13 protein-coding genes are annotated in these 16,843 nt (G+C 47.5%); 6 read left to right on the forward strand and 7 right to left on the reverse strand.

Translation table 11 applies throughout. From position 1 onward, the window contains the following. Window positions 1-78 precede the first annotated feature (78 nt). Both V202x_RS15790 and V202x_RS15795 read left to right on the forward strand, forming a co-directional pair. Window positions 79-420 carry an HPF/RaiA family ribosome-associated protein gene (locus tag V202x_RS15790; protein ID WP_145176841.1) on the forward strand — a complete coding sequence of 114 codons (342 nt, stop codon included), beginning with the start codon at window positions 79-81 and terminating at the stop codon, window positions 418-420. A 226-nt stretch (window positions 421-646) separates the two neighbouring features. Continuing rightward, entirely contained in the window at window positions 647-2,272 is a 1,626-nt protein-coding gene (locus V202x_RS15795) for a cation:proton antiporter (protein ID WP_145176844.1), read from the forward strand. A gap of 3 nt (window positions 2,273-2,275) precedes the next feature. On the opposite strand, the gene V202x_RS15800 is transcribed toward V202x_RS15795, so the two are convergent. After that, window positions 2,276-3,742 (reverse strand): DUF1501 domain-containing protein, encoded by a 1,467-nt coding sequence (locus tag V202x_RS15800; RefSeq protein WP_145176847.1) that lies wholly within the window; start codon window positions 3,740-3,742, stop codon window positions 2,276-2,278. A 44-nt stretch (window positions 3,743-3,786) separates the two neighbouring features. Beyond that, window positions 3,787-6,738 carry a PSD1 and planctomycete cytochrome C domain-containing protein gene (locus tag V202x_RS15805; RefSeq protein ID WP_145176850.1) on the reverse strand — a complete coding sequence of 984 codons (2,952 nt, stop codon included), beginning with the start codon at window positions 6,736-6,738 and terminating at the stop codon, window positions 3,787-3,789. A gap of 364 nt (window positions 6,739-7,102) precedes the next feature. Here V202x_RS15805 and V202x_RS15810 point away from each other — a divergent pair, with 364 nt between their 5' ends. Genes V202x_RS15810 through V202x_RS15820 form a run of 3 tightly spaced genes read left to right on the forward strand, consistent with a single transcriptional unit; the run spans window position 7,103 to window position 10,127 of the window. Further along, the gene (locus V202x_RS15810) at window positions 7,103-7,861 is read left to right on the forward strand and encodes a methyltransferase domain-containing protein (RefSeq protein ID WP_145176853.1); all 759 of its coding nucleotides are present in this window, start codon (window positions 7,103-7,105) and stop codon (window positions 7,859-7,861) included. After that, window positions 7,843-9,018, forward strand: coding sequence for an NAD(P)/FAD-dependent oxidoreductase (locus tag V202x_RS15815; protein WP_145176856.1), 1,176 nt, complete (start codon window positions 7,843-7,845; stop codon window positions 9,016-9,018). Before V202x_RS15810 ends, V202x_RS15815 begins: the two co-directional genes overlap by 19 nt. 20 nt (window positions 9,019-9,038) lie before the next feature. After that, window positions 9,039-10,127 carry a type III polyketide synthase gene (locus V202x_RS15820; protein WP_145176859.1) on the forward strand — a complete coding sequence of 363 codons (1,089 nt, stop codon included), beginning with the start codon at window positions 9,039-9,041 and terminating at the stop codon, window positions 10,125-10,127. Between the two features lie 65 nt (window positions 10,128-10,192). Here the strand turns inward: V202x_RS15820 and deoC are convergent, their stop codons facing one another. From deoC to V202x_RS15845, 5 genes are all read right to left on the reverse strand, one after another. Then, window positions 10,193-10,915 (reverse strand): deoxyribose-phosphate aldolase, encoded by a 723-nt coding sequence (gene deoC, locus V202x_RS15825; RefSeq protein ID WP_145176863.1) that lies wholly within the window; start codon window positions 10,913-10,915, stop codon window positions 10,193-10,195. 99 nt (window positions 10,916-11,014) lie between these two features. Beyond that, on the reverse strand, window positions 11,015-11,974 hold the full coding sequence (locus V202x_RS15830) for an ROK family protein (protein WP_145176866.1): 960 nt from the start codon (window positions 11,972-11,974) through the stop codon (window positions 11,015-11,017). Continuing rightward, window positions 11,971-12,903, reverse strand: coding sequence for a sugar phosphate isomerase/epimerase family protein (locus V202x_RS15835; RefSeq protein WP_145180617.1), 933 nt, complete (start codon window positions 12,901-12,903; stop codon window positions 11,971-11,973). Before V202x_RS15835 ends, V202x_RS15830 begins: the two co-directional genes overlap by 4 nt. Further along, a complete protein-coding gene (locus V202x_RS15840) occupies window positions 12,903-14,066 on the reverse strand; it encodes a Gfo/Idh/MocA family protein (protein ID WP_145176869.1) in 1,164 nt (387 codons plus the stop codon). Before V202x_RS15840 ends, V202x_RS15835 begins: the two co-directional genes overlap by 1 nt. Before the next feature lie 26 nt (window positions 14,067-14,092). Further along, the gene (locus tag V202x_RS15845; RefSeq protein WP_145176872.1) at window positions 14,093-14,857 is read right to left on the reverse strand and encodes a GntR family transcriptional regulator; all 765 of its coding nucleotides are present in this window, start codon (window positions 14,855-14,857) and stop codon (window positions 14,093-14,095) included. 425 nt (window positions 14,858-15,282) lie between these two features. Here V202x_RS15845 and V202x_RS15850 point away from each other — a divergent pair, with 425 nt between their 5' ends. Next, a complete protein-coding gene (locus V202x_RS15850; RefSeq protein ID WP_145176874.1) occupies window positions 15,283-16,830 on the forward strand; it encodes a sulfatase family protein in 1,548 nt (515 codons plus the stop codon). Window positions 16,831-16,843 lie beyond the last annotated feature (13 nt).

The raw sequence follows: 16,843 nt of genomic DNA on the forward strand, positions 1-16,843 counted from the left end.
TTGAGTAAGTCCATACTAAGGGTAGCCACACTAGGAAATCTACCCCACAACTTCGTTACTAATTTGAGAGGATTCACCATGCACATATCCATCACGGATCGTAATAAACTATTGAATAAAGATCTCAGAGAACTCTGTGAACGTCGGTTAGATTTTGCGTTGTCAAGATTCGAATCATCGATTAAAAAAATTGACCTTGTCATCGTTGACGAAAATGGACCACGGGGTGGTGTTGATAAAGCTTGTCGCATTTGTATTTCTCTTCACCGGGCAAGTGATGTTGTGATCAACGAAAAAGCTGAGGACGTCGCTACTTGTGTTTCAGGAATTGCCGAACGAGCCAGTCGTACCGTCGCTCGCGCATTGGAACGGACTCAGCAGTTTGACCGAACCCAAAAAGAGGTTCATGAATCAATCTGAAGTCACTTAAGCAGAACACTCCCTTTACCTGGTCGCCTTATCGGTAATAGAATACGCCAGCACCAAATGAAATCGGTTTAACATTACACTTGGTGCAGGCGGTTCATTACTACTCGAGGCGGCCAATTTCCATTAATAGTATTGCAGAAAAAATGCAAACGAATGGATAATAGGTCTGTGAGAACCATGATTCTACAATCTATTTTTCAGACAGTATCGGAAACGCATGACGCAATCGCTAATATACGACCTGCTTACTATTTTGGCGGCAGGGCTCATTGCAAGTTTAGTATGTCGATGGTTGCGGGCATCTGTATTAATTGGTTACCTGATTGCAGGTGCGCTACTGGGACAAGGTGTGCTTGGCTGGGTATTGGATAAAAACCATCAGTTAGAGCACTTCGCAGAAGCAGGTGTTTTTCTACTATTATTTTCGATCGGCCTCGAATTTCATCTCGATGATTTAAAACGACTCGGATTCAAGTTGATCATTGGTGGTGCGGTTCAAATGACTCTGGTCGCGATTCCAGTCGCCGCCGTATTGCTTTGGTTAAGCATCAGCTGGCAATCGGCAGTACTCATCGCAGCGGCAGTCACGTTTAGTTCAACTGTGCTTGTATTCAAAGCCCTTTCCGAACGGGGACATTCTGAACAATCACATGGTCGGCGCGCCATCGGCATCCTTTTGTTCCAAGATGCAGCATTGATTCCGCTCTTACTTCTTGTCCCTCTGTTAACTGGAACGGGGCAAGCAGCAAGACTGACTGATTATATCATGCTGGCCTTGACGTCAATCTTATTTGTTGTCGCAGTTGCAGTACTGAGATACCTGCTCTCGAAATGGGTGATCCCGATGTTTGCCAGATATCGTAGCCCCGAACTAGTAATTCTGTTTACTGTCGTGTCACTGGGCGCAGTGACCCTTGCGGCCTACTCAGTCGGACTCCCTCCAGCCGTAGGTGCATTTGCTGCCGGCTTAATCTTCAACGGTAACCGTTGGACCAAACAGATTGATGCTCTCGTATTACCCTTCCGGGAGACTTTTGCTGCCATATTCTTTGTCGGCCTGGGACTCATTTTCGATCCACGTCTGATCCTGGAAAAACCCGTGGAGATGCTCCTGGTCTTAGTCGGTGTCATCATCATCAAAACAGTTGCAGGGACAATCGCACTAAAGCTAACCGGTCTGCCAATTCGCCAGGCATTCGGAATGGGGATTGGATTAGCGCATGTCGGTGAATTTGCATTTGTTCTGGTGCTGCTTGGTTTAGAATCGGGAGTATTAACGAACGTCGACTATCAAAATGTGGTTGCGATTGCTTTTGGCTCTCTGATTGTGACACCACCTTTGATGAGATTTGGCTTGCGATTCGTGCACTCAGAAGACGCAGAAAATGAAAACGAACATATACTCGATACAGTATCACCTGAAAGTACACGGGCAACTATCATTGGAGCTGGGCCAATCGGGCGTCAGCTTGCTTCCCAACTTGAGATCAAGGGAAACGATGTCTGCCTGATCGACTTTAGTTCGATCAATCTGCACCCTTTCGCCCAGGAAGGATTTCGCACTGTGGCAGGCGACGCGACGCAAAGCAGCACGTTAGAGCTTGCTGGAGTCAGTGATTCCGTATTAACAGCCGTCTGTGTCCCCGACGATGAGACGGCAATACGAATTGTACGTGCAATCCGCAGATTAAATCGAACCGGGAAACTCATTGTGCGCTGTCGTTATCAAACCAATGTTGAAAAACTCAAACAAGCAGGCGCTGACCGCGTTGTTAGTGAAGAAGCGGTGGCCTCAATTGCTCTTATGCGAACTTTGACGAATTTCGGTGAATCACCAGACTGAGAATCAAACCATTATTTCTTTGATGAGCTCTCCCCCCAGGTCAGTGAGGCGATAATCGCGACCATTGAACCGATAGGTCAATTTCATATGATCGATGCCCATGAGATGCAACAACGTCGCATGCAGATCATTCACACCCACACGATTTTGAACGGCCTTGTAACCATAATCATCACTGGCACCATATTGGACACCACCTTTAATACCGCCGCCTGCCATCCACATTGTGAACGCATTCGGATTATGATCTCGACCGTTACTGCCTTGAGAGTCAGAGGTTCTTCCGAATTCGCCCCCCCAAACCACAAGTGTTGAATCTAAAAGTCCACGCGCTTTCAAGTCTGCCAGAAGCGCACCGATCGGCTGATCAACCGATTTCGCAGCGATACGATGATTGGCATTAATATCACTATGCCCGTCCCACGGTACATCAGCAACACCACCTCCACCACCATTGGTGCCGGCATAGATCTGAATAAATCGAACTCCCCGCTCAACCATCCGCCGCGCAGTGATACACTGTTTCGCAACAAGCTCGGTTTCTCTTTGATCAACTCCATACATTTTTTGAATCGTCTGCGATTCATCTTGCACACTCAATGCTTCAGGTGCGGCGGTCTGCATGCGATAGGCAAGCTCAAAGGATTCCAAACGCGCTGCTAAGTCTGCTTCGTGCGGCCTTAATTCCTGATGCTTTGCATTCATCTGCCTCAATAAATCCAGTTGCTTTCTTTGTTGTTTGTCGGTCATCGTTTTAAGACGAGACAAATTTGATATGGGCACGGTACTCCTGCCATCAATCGACGTTGGCTGATACTTCTTTGGTAAAAATCCAGGCGCCCAAATCGGATTCCCACCCCGGGGCATCGCGCCATGCATGACCACAAAACCGGGAAGGTTTGAATTCTCTGTTCCCAGCCCATAAGTCACCCAAGACCCCATACAGGGTCGCCCTTGCAGAAACGCACCCGAATTCATCTCTAACATCGCTGGCGTGTGGTTGTTAGACCGAGAAAAACACGAATAAATAAATGATATATCGTCGACATGATTGGCAATATTGGGAAAGATTTCAGAAACCCATGCACCCGACTCACCATGCTGTTTAAACTTGAAAGGTGATTTCAATAGCTTGCCGCTAGTGGTAAAGAAACCTGTTTTCGGGTCTGCTCCCTCCAGTTTTTCGCCGTGCCTTTTCTGCAACATCGGTTTATAGTCAAAGGTATCGACCTGAGAAGGACTGCCCGGCATAAACAACCATATAATGGATTTCGCTTTCGGTGCAAAATGAGGTCGTTTTGCCTGCAAGACCGCCGTATTAGCAGCATCGGCAGTATTAAGAACACCTTGCTCTTTCAACAGTCCCGTCAGTGCCAGACTTCCAAAGCCCAAGCCTGCGTTTTTAAGAAACGATCTACGAGCTTCAAAGTCAAAAGCCCTACCTGTAAGTCCTGAAGGTTGCTCACCCATAGCGTCTGCTTTCTGATATTCGATTTGTGATAGATGATTCTCAATTAATCAACGAATACAAACTCATTTGTACAAATAATCAACTGGCAAAAATCAGCGACCGCTAATTCGCCTGCCTTGGGATTCTTGCCATAAGATTCTGTCTGATAATGGATAAACTGCAACATCTGTTGCTGTTCTTTGGGAGTCGGTTGCCTTGAGAGGCTGATGGCATAAACGTCATTGACTGTTTGCTCCAGGCTTTTCTTACCATCAGCGCGAACTCGACTTGCCAGATTTTCAGATAATTTACGGATGAATGGCGAATTCATCATCGCCAGTGCCTGAGGAGGCACGGTAGTAACATTCCGTTTCCCGATACTCTGAATTGCATCTGGTGCATCAAATAGTTGTAATATTGGAATCAGTTTATCTCGTTTGACTCTCAAGTAAACACTTCGTCGTTTGTCTTCCTGATTCAATGACCCGGGTCCGAACATTTTTTTGTCAAGTGTTCCCCCCACGGCTAAGAGGTTATCTCTAATGATTTCCGCATCCATTCGAATCGCAGGACGCCTCCACCATAGCCGGTTTTCGGGATCATGCTTGAGGCCACTTGCAATTGAAAGGCCTGACTGCTGATAAACGGAACTCATCATCAACAGTTTATGAATGGGCTTGAGATTCCAATTTTCTTTAATAAGCTGCGAAGCCAGATAATCAAGTAGCTCAGGATGCGTAGGGCGAAAACCTTGTGTCCCAAAATCGCTAGGTGTCCCAACAATTCCTCGTCCAAAATGATGATGCCATAATCGATTCACCATAACCCGCGCCAAAAGATGCCCTGCACCATGTTTGGTATCTGTCAACCAATCCGCAAAAGCAACTCTTGGATGACGTGGCTTCGCTTTTTCAGATTGTTCCTGCATCCACTGCTTTTCTTGTGTGTCAGCTGTCATCAAAACTCTCAGAAAACCAGGCTTTGCCAATCCATTTTTACGATTGGAGTTTCCCCGTACAAGATGATAGACCTTGCGGGTATCGGCTCCAAAATTGTAAGTGGCTCCTCCCTTTCGCGCGGCAAACACAGGCATCAGGTCACGCTTGGGATGCTTTTTCATATTTTCCTGCTCTGCATCATTGAGCTTGATCCAGCCCGCATCATAGGGAGCATACCATTTCAGCAGTTCCTGTTTTTGCTTTTCATTGCGGTCAGCTTCTGATAAAGCCAGAATCGTTTGGATCTTTTTGGGAGGGGTTGTATCTTTCGCCTTAAAATAAAATCCGGAGGGACCAGCGGCATTCACAATTTTTACCAGGAGTTCGTTTTTTCCAGCCTTCAGTGCGAGTTTGACTTTATCCTGATCAGCGGCGGCGCCCCCCATTACTTTTTTGGATAACACCGACTTCCCATTCAACCAGACCTTAATCGCATCATCGCGACCGAGTGAAATATCGAGCGGAGTTGCCTGAGGGACTTCTATCGTCCGAAACAGATAATTGGCAGAATTATTTCCTTTTAGAGTGTTATGAACTTTACCATCAGTCCAGGTTGGCTGAGGTGTCCACTTTAATTTCCCTTTTGAGTAGGTTTTCTTCAGATCCACTTTTTTCTCAGGATCATTTCTTCGATTGAAAGCATTCTCAAAATTCGCTGCTGTAAAGGGACCAATGGTATGCCAGTCGCTGAGCCTTGGCTGAATGGATTCGGTCGGTCTTTTTTCCAGCCAGATTGCTAATTTTGAAGGCAGGGTTCCTTTCTCATATTTGAGCCGCGCATCGATAAATGGTTTATGGGTAATATCAAAGGCTGCTTTTTCCTTTTTATATTTTTCCGGATTCCAATCATGTTGGTAGTCTTGAAACCCTGTTTCGGCAAATGCCGCAATCATCCGATAATAATCGCGGCTGGAAACAGGATCGAATTTATGATCGTGACAGCGAGCACAGCCGAGTGTCAGCCCCAACGTTGCAGTACCGATGGTGTGAATTACATCATCTAACTGCTCGTATCGACTACGTTCGCGTTCTTTTTGAGTCTGTTGTGAGGTAAAAGGACCCGCGGCTAAAAAACCGGTGGCGGCTTGTGACATATAATCTGTAGGACCTAACTGATCACCGGCAATTTGCAGCTTGATAAATTGATCATAGGGCATATCTTCGTTGAGAGCTTTAATCACGAAATCGCGAAAGTGATAAGCGGCAGGACGATCTTTATCAAATGCATACCCATTACTTTCTGCAAATCGAGAAACATCAAGCCAATGACGGGCCCAACGCTCGCCATAATGTTGACCGGCTAACAAATGATCGATGAGTTTTTCGTAGGCATCAGGAGATTGATCGTTGACAAACTGTCCCACTTCGTTTGGCTCGGGAGGCAGTCCCCAAAGGTCAAAATAAACCCGTCGAATTAAAGTTTGTCGATTTGCCCGTTCATTGGGTGTAATCCCCTTCGCTTCTTGTCTTGACAAGATAAACTGATCAACGGATGTCTTACCCCACGTTCTATTTTTTGTAATCGGAGGCGTAGCCTGGCTGAGTGGTTTGAAAGACCAGAATTCACGTGCTTTGGCAATATCAATTTCTTTTTTTTGTATTTCCAGCGCCTTACCACTCCGTGGATCAGGAGCCCCCATTTGAATCCACTTCTCAAAATCAGAAATCACCTGCTTCGACAATTTGTTCTTGGGCGGCATCTCAAATGACTCGTGTCGAATCGCCGCCATCAACAAACTGTTCTTTGCGTCTCCAGGTATAATACTGGGGCCCGTGTCGCCTCCTTTAAGCATCGCAGTTTTTGAATCCAGCAATAACTCGCCTTCGAGTTTCTCATTTTTCTGAGCTTCAACAGAATGGCACTCATAACATTCATTGACAAGCACCGGCCTGATTTTCGATTCAAAGAACTGCAAACCTGCCTTTGTTGGTTCTGCATTCTTCGATGGTTCTGAAGCAAAAGCAGGATTCAGCAGCAGGATGAATCCCAAGCTGGAAAATGAGCAGGAGCGCAACATAGCAATCTTCCAATGGTCAGTAATTAAGGTGGGAAAAAAGGTGAGATCGTTCTGACTCTAAAAAAATCGATGCTCTCTTATAAAAGAAACCATCGATTTTGTTAGTTCAAGTATAAAATGCTACTGATTTATTGTACCAATAGTCATATCATTATCAAGGAATTTCTAATCGTAGACCATCAAAAGACTTCTCTATTATTATGATTTGCCTATAACAATTCATCAGAGCATCAAATGAACAAACTTAAGAATCTTTACTTTTAGAATCGGTTCTTCTCATTGTGAAGTCGAATACATTATCTGAAAAGAAATTTGGTTCTAATGTGATGCATTCGAACACAGCGAAATCCTGATTGAGATAGATATGTCCGATAAGACTGCTCTACTGACTGCTTCAACAAAAATTTCCCTCTGGCCGAATTTGAAAACAAGAAATCGGCAACAGGAATTAATGGACGATCCAAAATTGGACGAAGAGATACACCAACGGGCATTGGAAGGTTTATCACGAGTCAACCGAGTGTCGCGCACACATCGACTTTTGTGGCAACCGATTGAGAAATACTGTCGGCAAAATCGAATAGCCTCGATTTCCGTTCTGGATCTGGGATGTGGAAGCGGGGATCTTCTAATCTGGCTGAAGACGAAAGCTCGTTCAAAAGGAATCGAACTCAAAATCACCGGCTGTGATCTGAGCCCGGTGGCTCTGGAAGCAGCCCGACAGCGCGCGGATCGAGAACAACTGGACTCGAAATTTCTACAAATGGACGTACTTAGTGAAGCGTTACCTGCGGATCAGGATATCATCGTCAGTTCGCTTTTTTTACATCATCTGCAAGAAAGTGATATCGTAAAATTATTGCAACGCATGGCAGAGACTGCCAGACATTTAATAGTGGCTCAGGATCTCCTTCGAAGTCGGTGGGGATACCTGCTCTGTCTGGCAGGAACCCAGTTGATATCACGTTCGCCGATAGTACACGTTGATGGTCCACTTTCAGTAGCGGGGGCGTTCACTCTCGCTGAAATTCAACAACTGGCTGAACAAGCGGGGCTGGCACACTGTCAGATCAACCGCCATTGGCCCGAACGATTTGTATTCACATGGCAACGGTCTCCCTAGAAAACCACATTTCGGCAACGCTCGAGTCACAGGATACGGCCCAAAAATTGTGGGACGTTGTCATCATCGGTGCGGGTCCAACTGGTTCTCTGGCTGCACGACAACTCACTTTGGCAGGCGCGGATGTTCTGCTCGTAGACCGTCAATCATTTCCCCGCTGGAAAGTCTGCGGTTGCTGCCTCAACGCACGAGCCGTCTCTATTTTGGAACAGACGGAGTTACTGGAAGAGGTTTACGCTGCGGGCGCTGTCCCCTTAACGGAATTTCAACTCCGAATCAATGGGCATTCAGTTACGCTCCCTCTATCCAATAGTCTTTCCTTAAGCCGCACACAACTTGATGCCCTTCTGATTCGCTCAGCAATCTCTGCTGGGTCGAACTTTCTTCCAGAAGCAGAAGCCCGCCTGGGTTCTTGCACCAGTGAGTATCAAGAAGTGGTTCTCACACGACATACCATACCCACAACAATCCGTGGTAAGATCGTACTGGTCTGTGAAGGTTTGAATCCTCGACTTTTAAATCGAACCCCCGAATTCTCCAACTCAGTTGATAAGCATTCCTGCATCGGTGCTGGGGCCGTCGTTGCACTGAAGCCAGGAACACTCGAAGCAGGAACCATTTTTATGGCCGTAGGTCGTGCCGGTTATGTAGGAGCCGTACTCATTGAAGAAGAGACATTAAACCTGGCTGCAGCGATTCTCCCTGATTTCCTTAAAGAAGGACGACCGCTTGGAACGATCGTCCATCAGATATTGCAGGAAGCGGGTTGTACATTGCCCGTTGATGTGGAACGGCTGAATTGGCAAGGAACTGCCAGGCTGACACGCAAAACCAGTCCCGTAGCCGATGATCGTATACTCGTTTTGGGAGATGCATCCGGCTATGTCGAACCGTTTACAGGCGAAGGAATGGGCTGGGGACTTTCAAGTGCTATCGCCTGTGTGCCGATAGTCCTTGACGGAGTCAAAGACGGGAATCAGTCCGTGGTTGAGAATTGGATTCAATATCATCAACACCATATCCAAAATAGACAGAGGTGGTGCCGACGGTGCGCCTTTGTCTTGAAACGACCACGACTCGCGAGAGGATTGATTCATGTTCTCAAATATTGTCCGTGGATTGCGACTCCGGTAATCCGTCACTTGAATCAACCATAGTTACAGGAAAAGCAAATGTAATGACGACTATTTTAGGAATAGGAACCGCCGTTCCCGAATCATATTTTTCGCAGTCCGACAGTGGGCAGATTGCCGCTGATTACGTTGGCAAAGACGAGCAACTCAAAAGATTGCTGCCGATCTTGTATAAAAAAACAAAAGTGAAGCGGCGTTTTAGCGTAACCCTCAATTCGTCAGAAGGTGACCTGCGGGACCGCCAAAAACTTTATCGCCCGTTAACATCACCAGAAGATAACGGTCCGGGAACTGCCGAGCGAATGCGTTTCTTTGAAGAATATGCAAGCGAATTGGCCCTGAGTGCGGCACGACAAGCTTTAGAACAAGCGGGAGTTCAATCAGAAGAGATCACACATCTCGTCACTGTTTCCTGTACTGGTATGGTGGCTCCCGGTTTTGATATTGATTTGGTTACTACATTACCGTTGAAAGCTGATACACCGCGTACACATATCGGTTTCATGGGTTGCCACGCCGCCATTAATGGACTGCGGGTGGCAGAAGCATTTACGAAACAAGATCCTTTAGCCCGCGTGCTACTTTGTTCAATCGAACTCTGTAGCCTGCATTATCAATATCAAGCGGAAGCGGAACAGGTCGTTGCGAATGCCCTGTTTGCTGATGGCGCTGCTGCATTAGTGTTAGGTCAAAACGAGAAGGCTGACAGTGTCTGGCATCTGCGAGACTGCGGTACAGAAATCATTGCAGGCAGCCGCAATATGATGTCCTGGCGAGTAGGTAATCACGGTTTTGATATGACGCTTTCTCCTGAGCTCCCCACCTTGATCGAAAAGCAACTACGTCCCTGGATGGAACGCTGGCTAAGTGAGTTTCAGCTGCAACCAGAAGATATCAAAAGCTGGGCAGCGCATCCCGGAGGGCCACGGATATTACAAAGTTTTCAACAAGCGATGAACCTGACCCGCGAGGATCTCAGTCCTTCGTACCAGATCCTGGAACAATTCGGCAATATGTCCTCTTCCACTATTTTATTCCTGATCAAACAACTTCAACAGAGCGAAGCGACTTTACCATGTGTCGCAATCGGGTTTGGCCCTGGTATCACAATCGAGTCAGCGCTCTTCTGTTAATCTGATGTTTGGCGAAGCCGTTAAGTGAGCGCTCCTTTGAAATCATGAAATGAGTGCCCCAAAGATTAATAAGAGCTCGTGCCCGTGGATGTCACTTCAATCACAGGTAGCCCCAGCCGTGTTCTGGCTTCGTTCAGAATGTCACTTGTGCGACTGGCTCCACATCGGGTAACACCCAGTTCACGCACAGTCAACAGTGAATCCAGATCGCGAACACCTCCCGCTGCTTTCACTTGTACATTGGGACCAGTATGTTTTCTCATTAATTTAAGATCTTCGTGAGTGGCTCCCCCCGATCCGTACCCCGTCGAGGTTTTGACCCAATCGGCGTTTAATTCAGTGCAAATCTCACACAGCCGTATTTTCTGAGTATCATCGAGGTAACAGTTTTCGAAAATCACTTTTACTTTCTGACCGGCGGCATGTGCCACTTCAATCACGGCAGCAATATCCTGTTTCACGTAGTCCCTGTCACCACTCAATACCTTTGAAATATTAACGACCATATCCAACTCTTCGCAGCCATCCGCAACTGCCTGCTCTGCTTCTGCACGCTTAATCGCCGTTGTATGTCCGCCATGCGGAAAGCCAATGGTTGTAGACGCTTTGACAGTACTGCCAGAAAGTAAATTGGCACACTCTTTCATGTAATAAGGCAGAATGCACACACTGGCAACATCATAAGCCAGAGCTAACTGAATACCGTTTTGTAAGTCATCAGTATTCAATGTCGGATTCAGCAGTGAGTGGTCTATCATCTTGGCCATATCTTCGTAGGAATAGTGCATTTTTTCTCTCCCTCTATGTTTTTGTTATTTATGTTTAAAATGCTGTTTTCACTCTTTGAACGCATATCAAAAACATTGCTTTGTCACTCTCTGGAAAAATTAGAGCGCGTCTTTTGCTATAGCGATCGCACCGATGACGCCAGCTTTGACTCCCAATTCCGATTTCAAGACTTGAACATGATCCGTCGGAAACATTCCCACACGTTCCTGGATGACAGACTGCACCGTTTCAATTAAAAGCGGCCCCATCTCTGCCACACCACCGCCGAGTACAACCATATCAGGATGCAGAATTGTGACGACATTTGCTGCAGCGATCCCGATATAGCTGGAAGCATCAATGAGTGCCGCATGGATTAATGGGTCCTGCTGTGCCACTTGTGCCATCTCTACTACTGTCACCCGACTCGCATCGCCTTCCACCAACTGATGAAGGTTCGGTGCCTGTCCCGAATTCATTAACCGGATTCCCGCACTCGCAATCGCCGGTCCACTTGCCAGAGTTTCTAAACAACCACGATTGCCACACCCACAACGCGGCCCCTCGGGTAAGATTGTCTGGTGACCTAATTCGCCGGCTGCACCGAGTGGTCCGAGTCGCAATTGTCCCTCAATGGCAACTCCACCTCCGACTCCCGTTCCCAGTGTCATAAAAGCCAGAGTCGCATCAGAACAAGATCTTCCATGACCGAAACGCAACTCACCCAATGTAGCCGCGCGGGCATCATTGACAACGCGTACTTGACACGAAAGCAGATCTCCCAGTTGTCTGGCAACAGGCACCTCACGCCATTGAGAGGGCAAATTCGGCAGAAACTTCGTGATACCTTGTTCTACATCCACCAATCCAGGCACACCCATTCCGAGCACTTTGAGGGAAACAGCATTCTTTTGCGAAAGTTGAGACAATAACTCGGCAATCCGACTAAGAACATTCGTTGCACCAAGGTGCCCTTCGGTCGAAATGCTCGCGTGACAGAGCAGATCACCGGCGCAATTCGCAAGAGCGACTTTAATTGAAGTTCCACCAAGATCAACACCGGCAATGGCTTCTCTCATGTATTCGACTCTCCATGCGGAATATAATTACGCAGAAAAGTGCAGCATTGCTGTAAAGCGAGTTCGCGCGCTGCAAGGGAGCCTTCATAAACACGGTCTTCCACCTCCACACAGACCGGCCCCTGATATCCGGTATCGCCCAGCACTGCAAAAAAGTGCCCCCAGTCCACATCGCCCAGCCCCGGCAGTTTGGGAGAATGATACTCGAGCGGGTTCGCCAGAATCCCTACCTCATTTAAGCGAGCTCGATCAACGCGAACATCCTTGGCATGAACGTGAAAAATTCGATCAGCAAATTCTTTGAGTGGCGTAACACAGTCCATTTGCATCCAGACCAAGTGCGAAGGATCGTAATTTAATCCAAAGTGAGAACTGGGAATCGCATCAAACATCCTCCGCCAAATTGCAGGACTGATCGCAAGATTTTTACCGCCCGGCCATTCATCATTTGTAAAAAACATCGGACAATTCTCAATTCCGACTTTTACGTCATGCTGTTCTGTGACTTTGATTAACGGCGTCCAGCATTCGAGAAACCGTTGCCAATTTTCATCGACCGATGCGCGATGATCACGACCGACAAATGTATTCACCTGTCGAATTCCCAACTGAGCGGCGAATGCGATGATCCGTTTCAGATGTTCGATCGCCTGATTTGCTTCCGCCGTGTCTGCTGACAAAGGATTGGGGTAGTAACCCAGTCCACTGATATCGACCGCGTATTTTGCTGACAATTCACGTATCGCCTTCAAGTTGGATTCATCAGACTGTGTCACATCAACATGAGTCACACCTGCATAACGTCGTTCTGCTTTGCCCACAGGCCAGCACATTAACTCAACGCAGTCATACCCCAGACGTGATGCGGTCGAAAATACCTGCTCAAGCGACGCTTCTGGTAAAATCGCACTTACAAAACCAAGCTTCATCATTTTTGGCTCTCTCCTACTTCAACCCAACATTGCTTCTGATGACTTTTGAGAATCGCTTCACACAGCAAAATTTCTCGGTGTCCATCCTCAAAAGTAGGAAACGGAGGCGAAGCCGTGAAGTCTCCAGAAGCAATATATCCATAGAACGCACGAAACAATTGCTTGAAGGTGTCTGGAAACCCTTCATTGTGACCTCCGGGATAACTGCAAGTCGATGCCGCAGATGGACTCAGCAGCGAAGGATCCCGTGTCAACAGTTCGTTCGGACGATCACGATGACCGACCCAGAGTGCATTCGGCGCTTCGCTATTCCAGGAAAGGGATTGCTGACTACCGGCAATTTCAAACCGTAGACAATTTTTTCGCCCCGCTGTTGTCTGAGAGACGTGTAGTGAGCCTCGGGCACCGTTTTCAAATTTCAAGAGCACACACCCGGCATCGTCTGTTGTGACTACAACGGGCGCAGTTTTTGCTGAGTCTGTAACTTCATTTGAAAATGTTTCGCTGGCTCCAAGAGGACGCTGTCGTTCAGTATGAACGGTCTGCAGATCGGCACACACAGAAACGACTTCTTGTCTGGTGATAAACTGAATCAAGTCTAACCAGTGAGTTCCAATATCCGCGACCGCCCGAAGTTCTCCTCCCTCATCGGCAATGACACGCCAGTTAAAATCGGTGTCGCGGAGCAACCAATCTTGTTGATAGGATCCATTCATGTGAATTGTGTCACCGAACTCAGAGCGGGCGACACGAGACGCGGCTTCCTGACATAACGGATAAAATCGAATGTTGTAAGCAACCCCGGCGACGAGCCCGCACTCTGCAGCCAGGGTCACAAGTTCTGCCGACTCTCTTGAATTCATTGCCAATGGCTTCTCACACATCACATGTTTGCCTGCGCGAAGCACCGCGGATGCCTGCTCAAAATGAAAACGGTTTGGTGTTGCCAGATGCACGACATCCACGCTGTCATCATCCAGTACATCGTTGAACGAAGTGTAACCACGCTCCAGCCCCAGAGTTTTGGCGGCCGTTTGAGATTTATCTGCAGTCGAACCAGCGATTCCAGCCACCCGTATGCCAGCTCTTTTTAATCCTTCGACATGCACGGGGCCAATAAATCCGGTGCCAACGACTGCCGCGGTCAGAGATTTAGGCATCGCAAAATTCCTTTCTACCATCGATGTTACCGCAGTTTACCCCGAGGAGGTGTGGCTGACTGAATGGGACCAAGCCGACTATGAAATTCGTATTGATCGCCCCGATAAAGTGTACGTTCCCACCAGAGTGGTTGACTGTTTTTAAGAAACCCGACAGAGACGACTTCGAGCGCTGGTGTTCGCGTTGAAACCTGCAAATGTCGCGCCTCGCTTGCCTTGAGCGATACCGCACGAATAATTTCATCCGCCCCCGCAATTGAGAGCCCATGAGTCTCCGTGAAGGCGCGATAGAGTGACCCTTTGGCATGGGTCTTTGTTAGATTAGGACAGCGGTCAGCCACAACATAACGATGTTCAAGGATCACGGGAATACCGTCAGCCAGCCGCAAGCGTTGCATCTCGAATAACAACGAATCAGATTTAACCTCCAGGGCAGACAGTAATAGTTCATCTGATTCCGCGGCAACAATTTTCTGAAAAGAAATCAGTTCGGTCCCAGGGTTCTTGCGAGCAGCTTTTGCCTTTTCCGTAAAGCTGATCAAGGATCGCACGTCGTAATTGATGACATCACGCCGTACAAAAGTCCCAATCCCTCGACGAAATTCTAACAGCCCTTCTGACACAAGACTGGCCAGCGCTTTGTTCGCCGTTGCGCGACTGACTTCAAACTGCTCGCTGATCTGACGTTCGGTGAGAAATTTGTCACCACATTGATATTCGTCCCCCAGCGAGGCACGAAGCCGTTCGTTGAGTTGCTGATATACAGGATTGCGTTGCAGCATCTTATCCATCGACTTACTCCAGAGTGAATTGCTCCTTTGCACACCAGCATATAGGTGGCTTAGCCACTATACCTACCTGAAAATCTCCTTGCAACCCAACAATATCCCTTCGACACAGAAACAAAAACCAGGAACCAGAAAAGTACAGTCGGTTCCCGGAAACGCGGAATCTGTTCAGCTACTAAAGCTGATCGAGATTTTGATGAGAAATCATCGGTTGAGAAGTAAATCCATCTCGAACTGTTGATTCTTAATTTTGTTGTGATATCCCATTTCAAAATTGCATCTCAAATGAGATTGATTTACACGATTGATTTGTGTCTGCCTCTGCGTTTAAATAAGAACTCAGAAGATTTTTTAAGCATGTCTATATTTTAGAAGCAACTCCCCCCCTTCACTGCTTGTGTGGCAACTATTGAAAAGGCAATATCCTGATGAGACCTGTGTTAACCGTTTTATTGTGCAGCTTGTTAGTTCCCACTTTCTTAGAAGCGAAAGAAAAACAATCAAATCCAAACATCATTGTCATTATGGCGGATGATCTTGGTTATGGTGATGTCTCCTGCTACGGCGCGACTGAATTGAAAACGCCTCATATCGATCAACTAGCAGCAGACGGTCTTCGCTTTACGAGTGGCTACTGCTCCGCTTCCACCTGCACGCCCACACGGTATTCAATGCTCACGGGGACGTATGCATTTCGTGGTAAACGCACAGGAATCGCTCCACCGAACTCACCGGCGATTATCAAACCAGGTACTGAAACGATCGCTTCCCTGCTAAAGCGCGCTGGTTATACAACTGCCGTGATTGGTAAATGGCATCTCGGACTTGGTGGGAAAGGAGGTCCAGACTGGAATGGACAACTAAAGCCAGGACCACTCGAGATCGGTTTTGACACCTGCTTTCTGCTGCCAACTACGAATGATCGCGTGCCTCAAGTTTATGTGCAAGATCACCGGGTTCTCAATCTCGATCCCGCCGACCCGTTATGGGTGGGAACCAAAAAGCCGAGCCCCGACCATCCCACAGGGAAAACTCATCGTCATACACTGAAGATGGACTGGTCACACGGACACAACTCAACGATTCACAACGGTATCAGCCGGATTGGTTTTTATACCGGTGGTCATGCCGCCCGCTTCCGCGATGAAGATGTGGCCGATAAATGGGTTGAGAAATCAGTTGAATTTATTGAACAACACCAAAACGAACCTTTCTTTCTATTCTTTTCATCACACGACATTCATGTTCCACGTATGCCTCACGAACGATTTCAGGGAAAGACAAAACTTGGTTTTCGTGGAGACTCGATTGTGCAGCTTGACTGGTGCGTTGGTGAATTGATGAAGACACTCGATCGACTCAAGTTAGCTGATAACACGCTTGTTGTGTTTTGCTCCGACAATGGTCCGGTACTCGACGATGGCTATAAAGACGGAGCAATCGAAAAGATTGGCAAGCACCGTGCCGCTGGTCCCTACACCGGAGGCAAGTACAGTGTCTATGAAGGCGGAACCAGAACACCGTTTATCACCCGCTGGAAAGGTCGGATTCAGCCTGGCATCAGTGACCAGCTTGTCTGCACCATTGATCTGCCAGCCAGCCTTGCGGCTCTTACAAAACAAGGCTTATCTGACGGAGAATGTCGAGACAGTTTCAATGTGTTGGGTGCTCTACTTGGTGAGAACAAAGCTAAAGGCCGCGATCACCTCGTCCAGCAGAATAATGGCAACAACGGAACGTATGCCTTGCGTGTCGGTAACTGGAAACTGCATCGCTACGATAGAAAGTCTGCCAGAAATGTGACTGTCGAAGCGCAACTTGCAAATACGAAGGTGCCGCAGTTTCAACTCTTCAATCTGACTGACGATCCTGCCGAAAAAACAGATGTGCTCGCTGAGTATCCTGAAGTTGCAGAACGTCTCAAAACACAACTTGCTAAAATCATTGAGGATGGCCGCAGCAGACCAAAAAAGTAACCATAACAGGCCT

Origin of the sequence: Gimesia aquarii (assembly GCF_007748175.1) — a bacterium.
In the GTDB taxonomy this organism is placed as follows: domain Bacteria; phylum Planctomycetota; class Planctomycetia; order Planctomycetales; family Planctomycetaceae; genus Gimesia; species Gimesia aquarii_A.

Bases quoted from the DNA above. Each gene is read 5' to 3' on its own strand.
- V202x_RS15790 (WP_145176841.1), top strand. From the start codon at position 79: ATGCACATATCCATCACGGATCGTAATAAACTATTGAATAAAGATCTC.
- V202x_RS15795 (WP_145176844.1), top strand. From the start codon at position 647: ATGACGCAATCGCTAATATACGACCTGCTTACTATTTTGGCGGCAGGG.
- V202x_RS15800 (WP_145176847.1), bottom strand. From the start codon at position 3,742: ATGGGTGAGCAACCTTCAGGACTTACAGGTAGGGCTTTTGACTTTGAA.
- V202x_RS15805 (WP_145176850.1), bottom strand. From the start codon at position 6,738: ATGTTGCGCTCCTGCTCATTTTCCAGCTTGGGATTCATCCTGCTGCTG.
- V202x_RS15810 (WP_145176853.1), top strand. From the start codon at position 7,103: ATGTCCGATAAGACTGCTCTACTGACTGCTTCAACAAAAATTTCCCTC.
- V202x_RS15815 (WP_145176856.1), top strand. From the start codon at position 7,843: ATGGCAACGGTCTCCCTAGAAAACCACATTTCGGCAACGCTCGAGTCA.
- V202x_RS15820 (WP_145176859.1), top strand. From the start codon at position 9,039: ATGACGACTATTTTAGGAATAGGAACCGCCGTTCCCGAATCATATTTT.
- deoC (WP_145176863.1), bottom strand. From the start codon at position 10,915: ATGCACTATTCCTACGAAGATATGGCCAAGATGATAGACCACTCACTG.
- V202x_RS15830 (WP_145176866.1), bottom strand. From the start codon at position 11,974: ATGAGAGAAGCCATTGCCGGTGTTGATCTTGGTGGAACTTCAATTAAA.
- V202x_RS15835 (WP_145180617.1), bottom strand. From the start codon at position 12,903: ATGAAGCTTGGTTTTGTAAGTGCGATTTTACCAGAAGCGTCGCTTGAG.
- V202x_RS15840 (WP_145176869.1), bottom strand. From the start codon at position 14,066: ATGCCTAAATCTCTGACCGCGGCAGTCGTTGGCACCGGATTTATTGGC.
- V202x_RS15845 (WP_145176872.1), bottom strand. From the start codon at position 14,857: ATGGATAAGATGCTGCAACGCAATCCTGTATATCAGCAACTCAACGAA.
- V202x_RS15850 (WP_145176874.1), top strand. From the start codon at position 15,283: ATGAGACCTGTGTTAACCGTTTTATTGTGCAGCTTGTTAGTTCCCACT.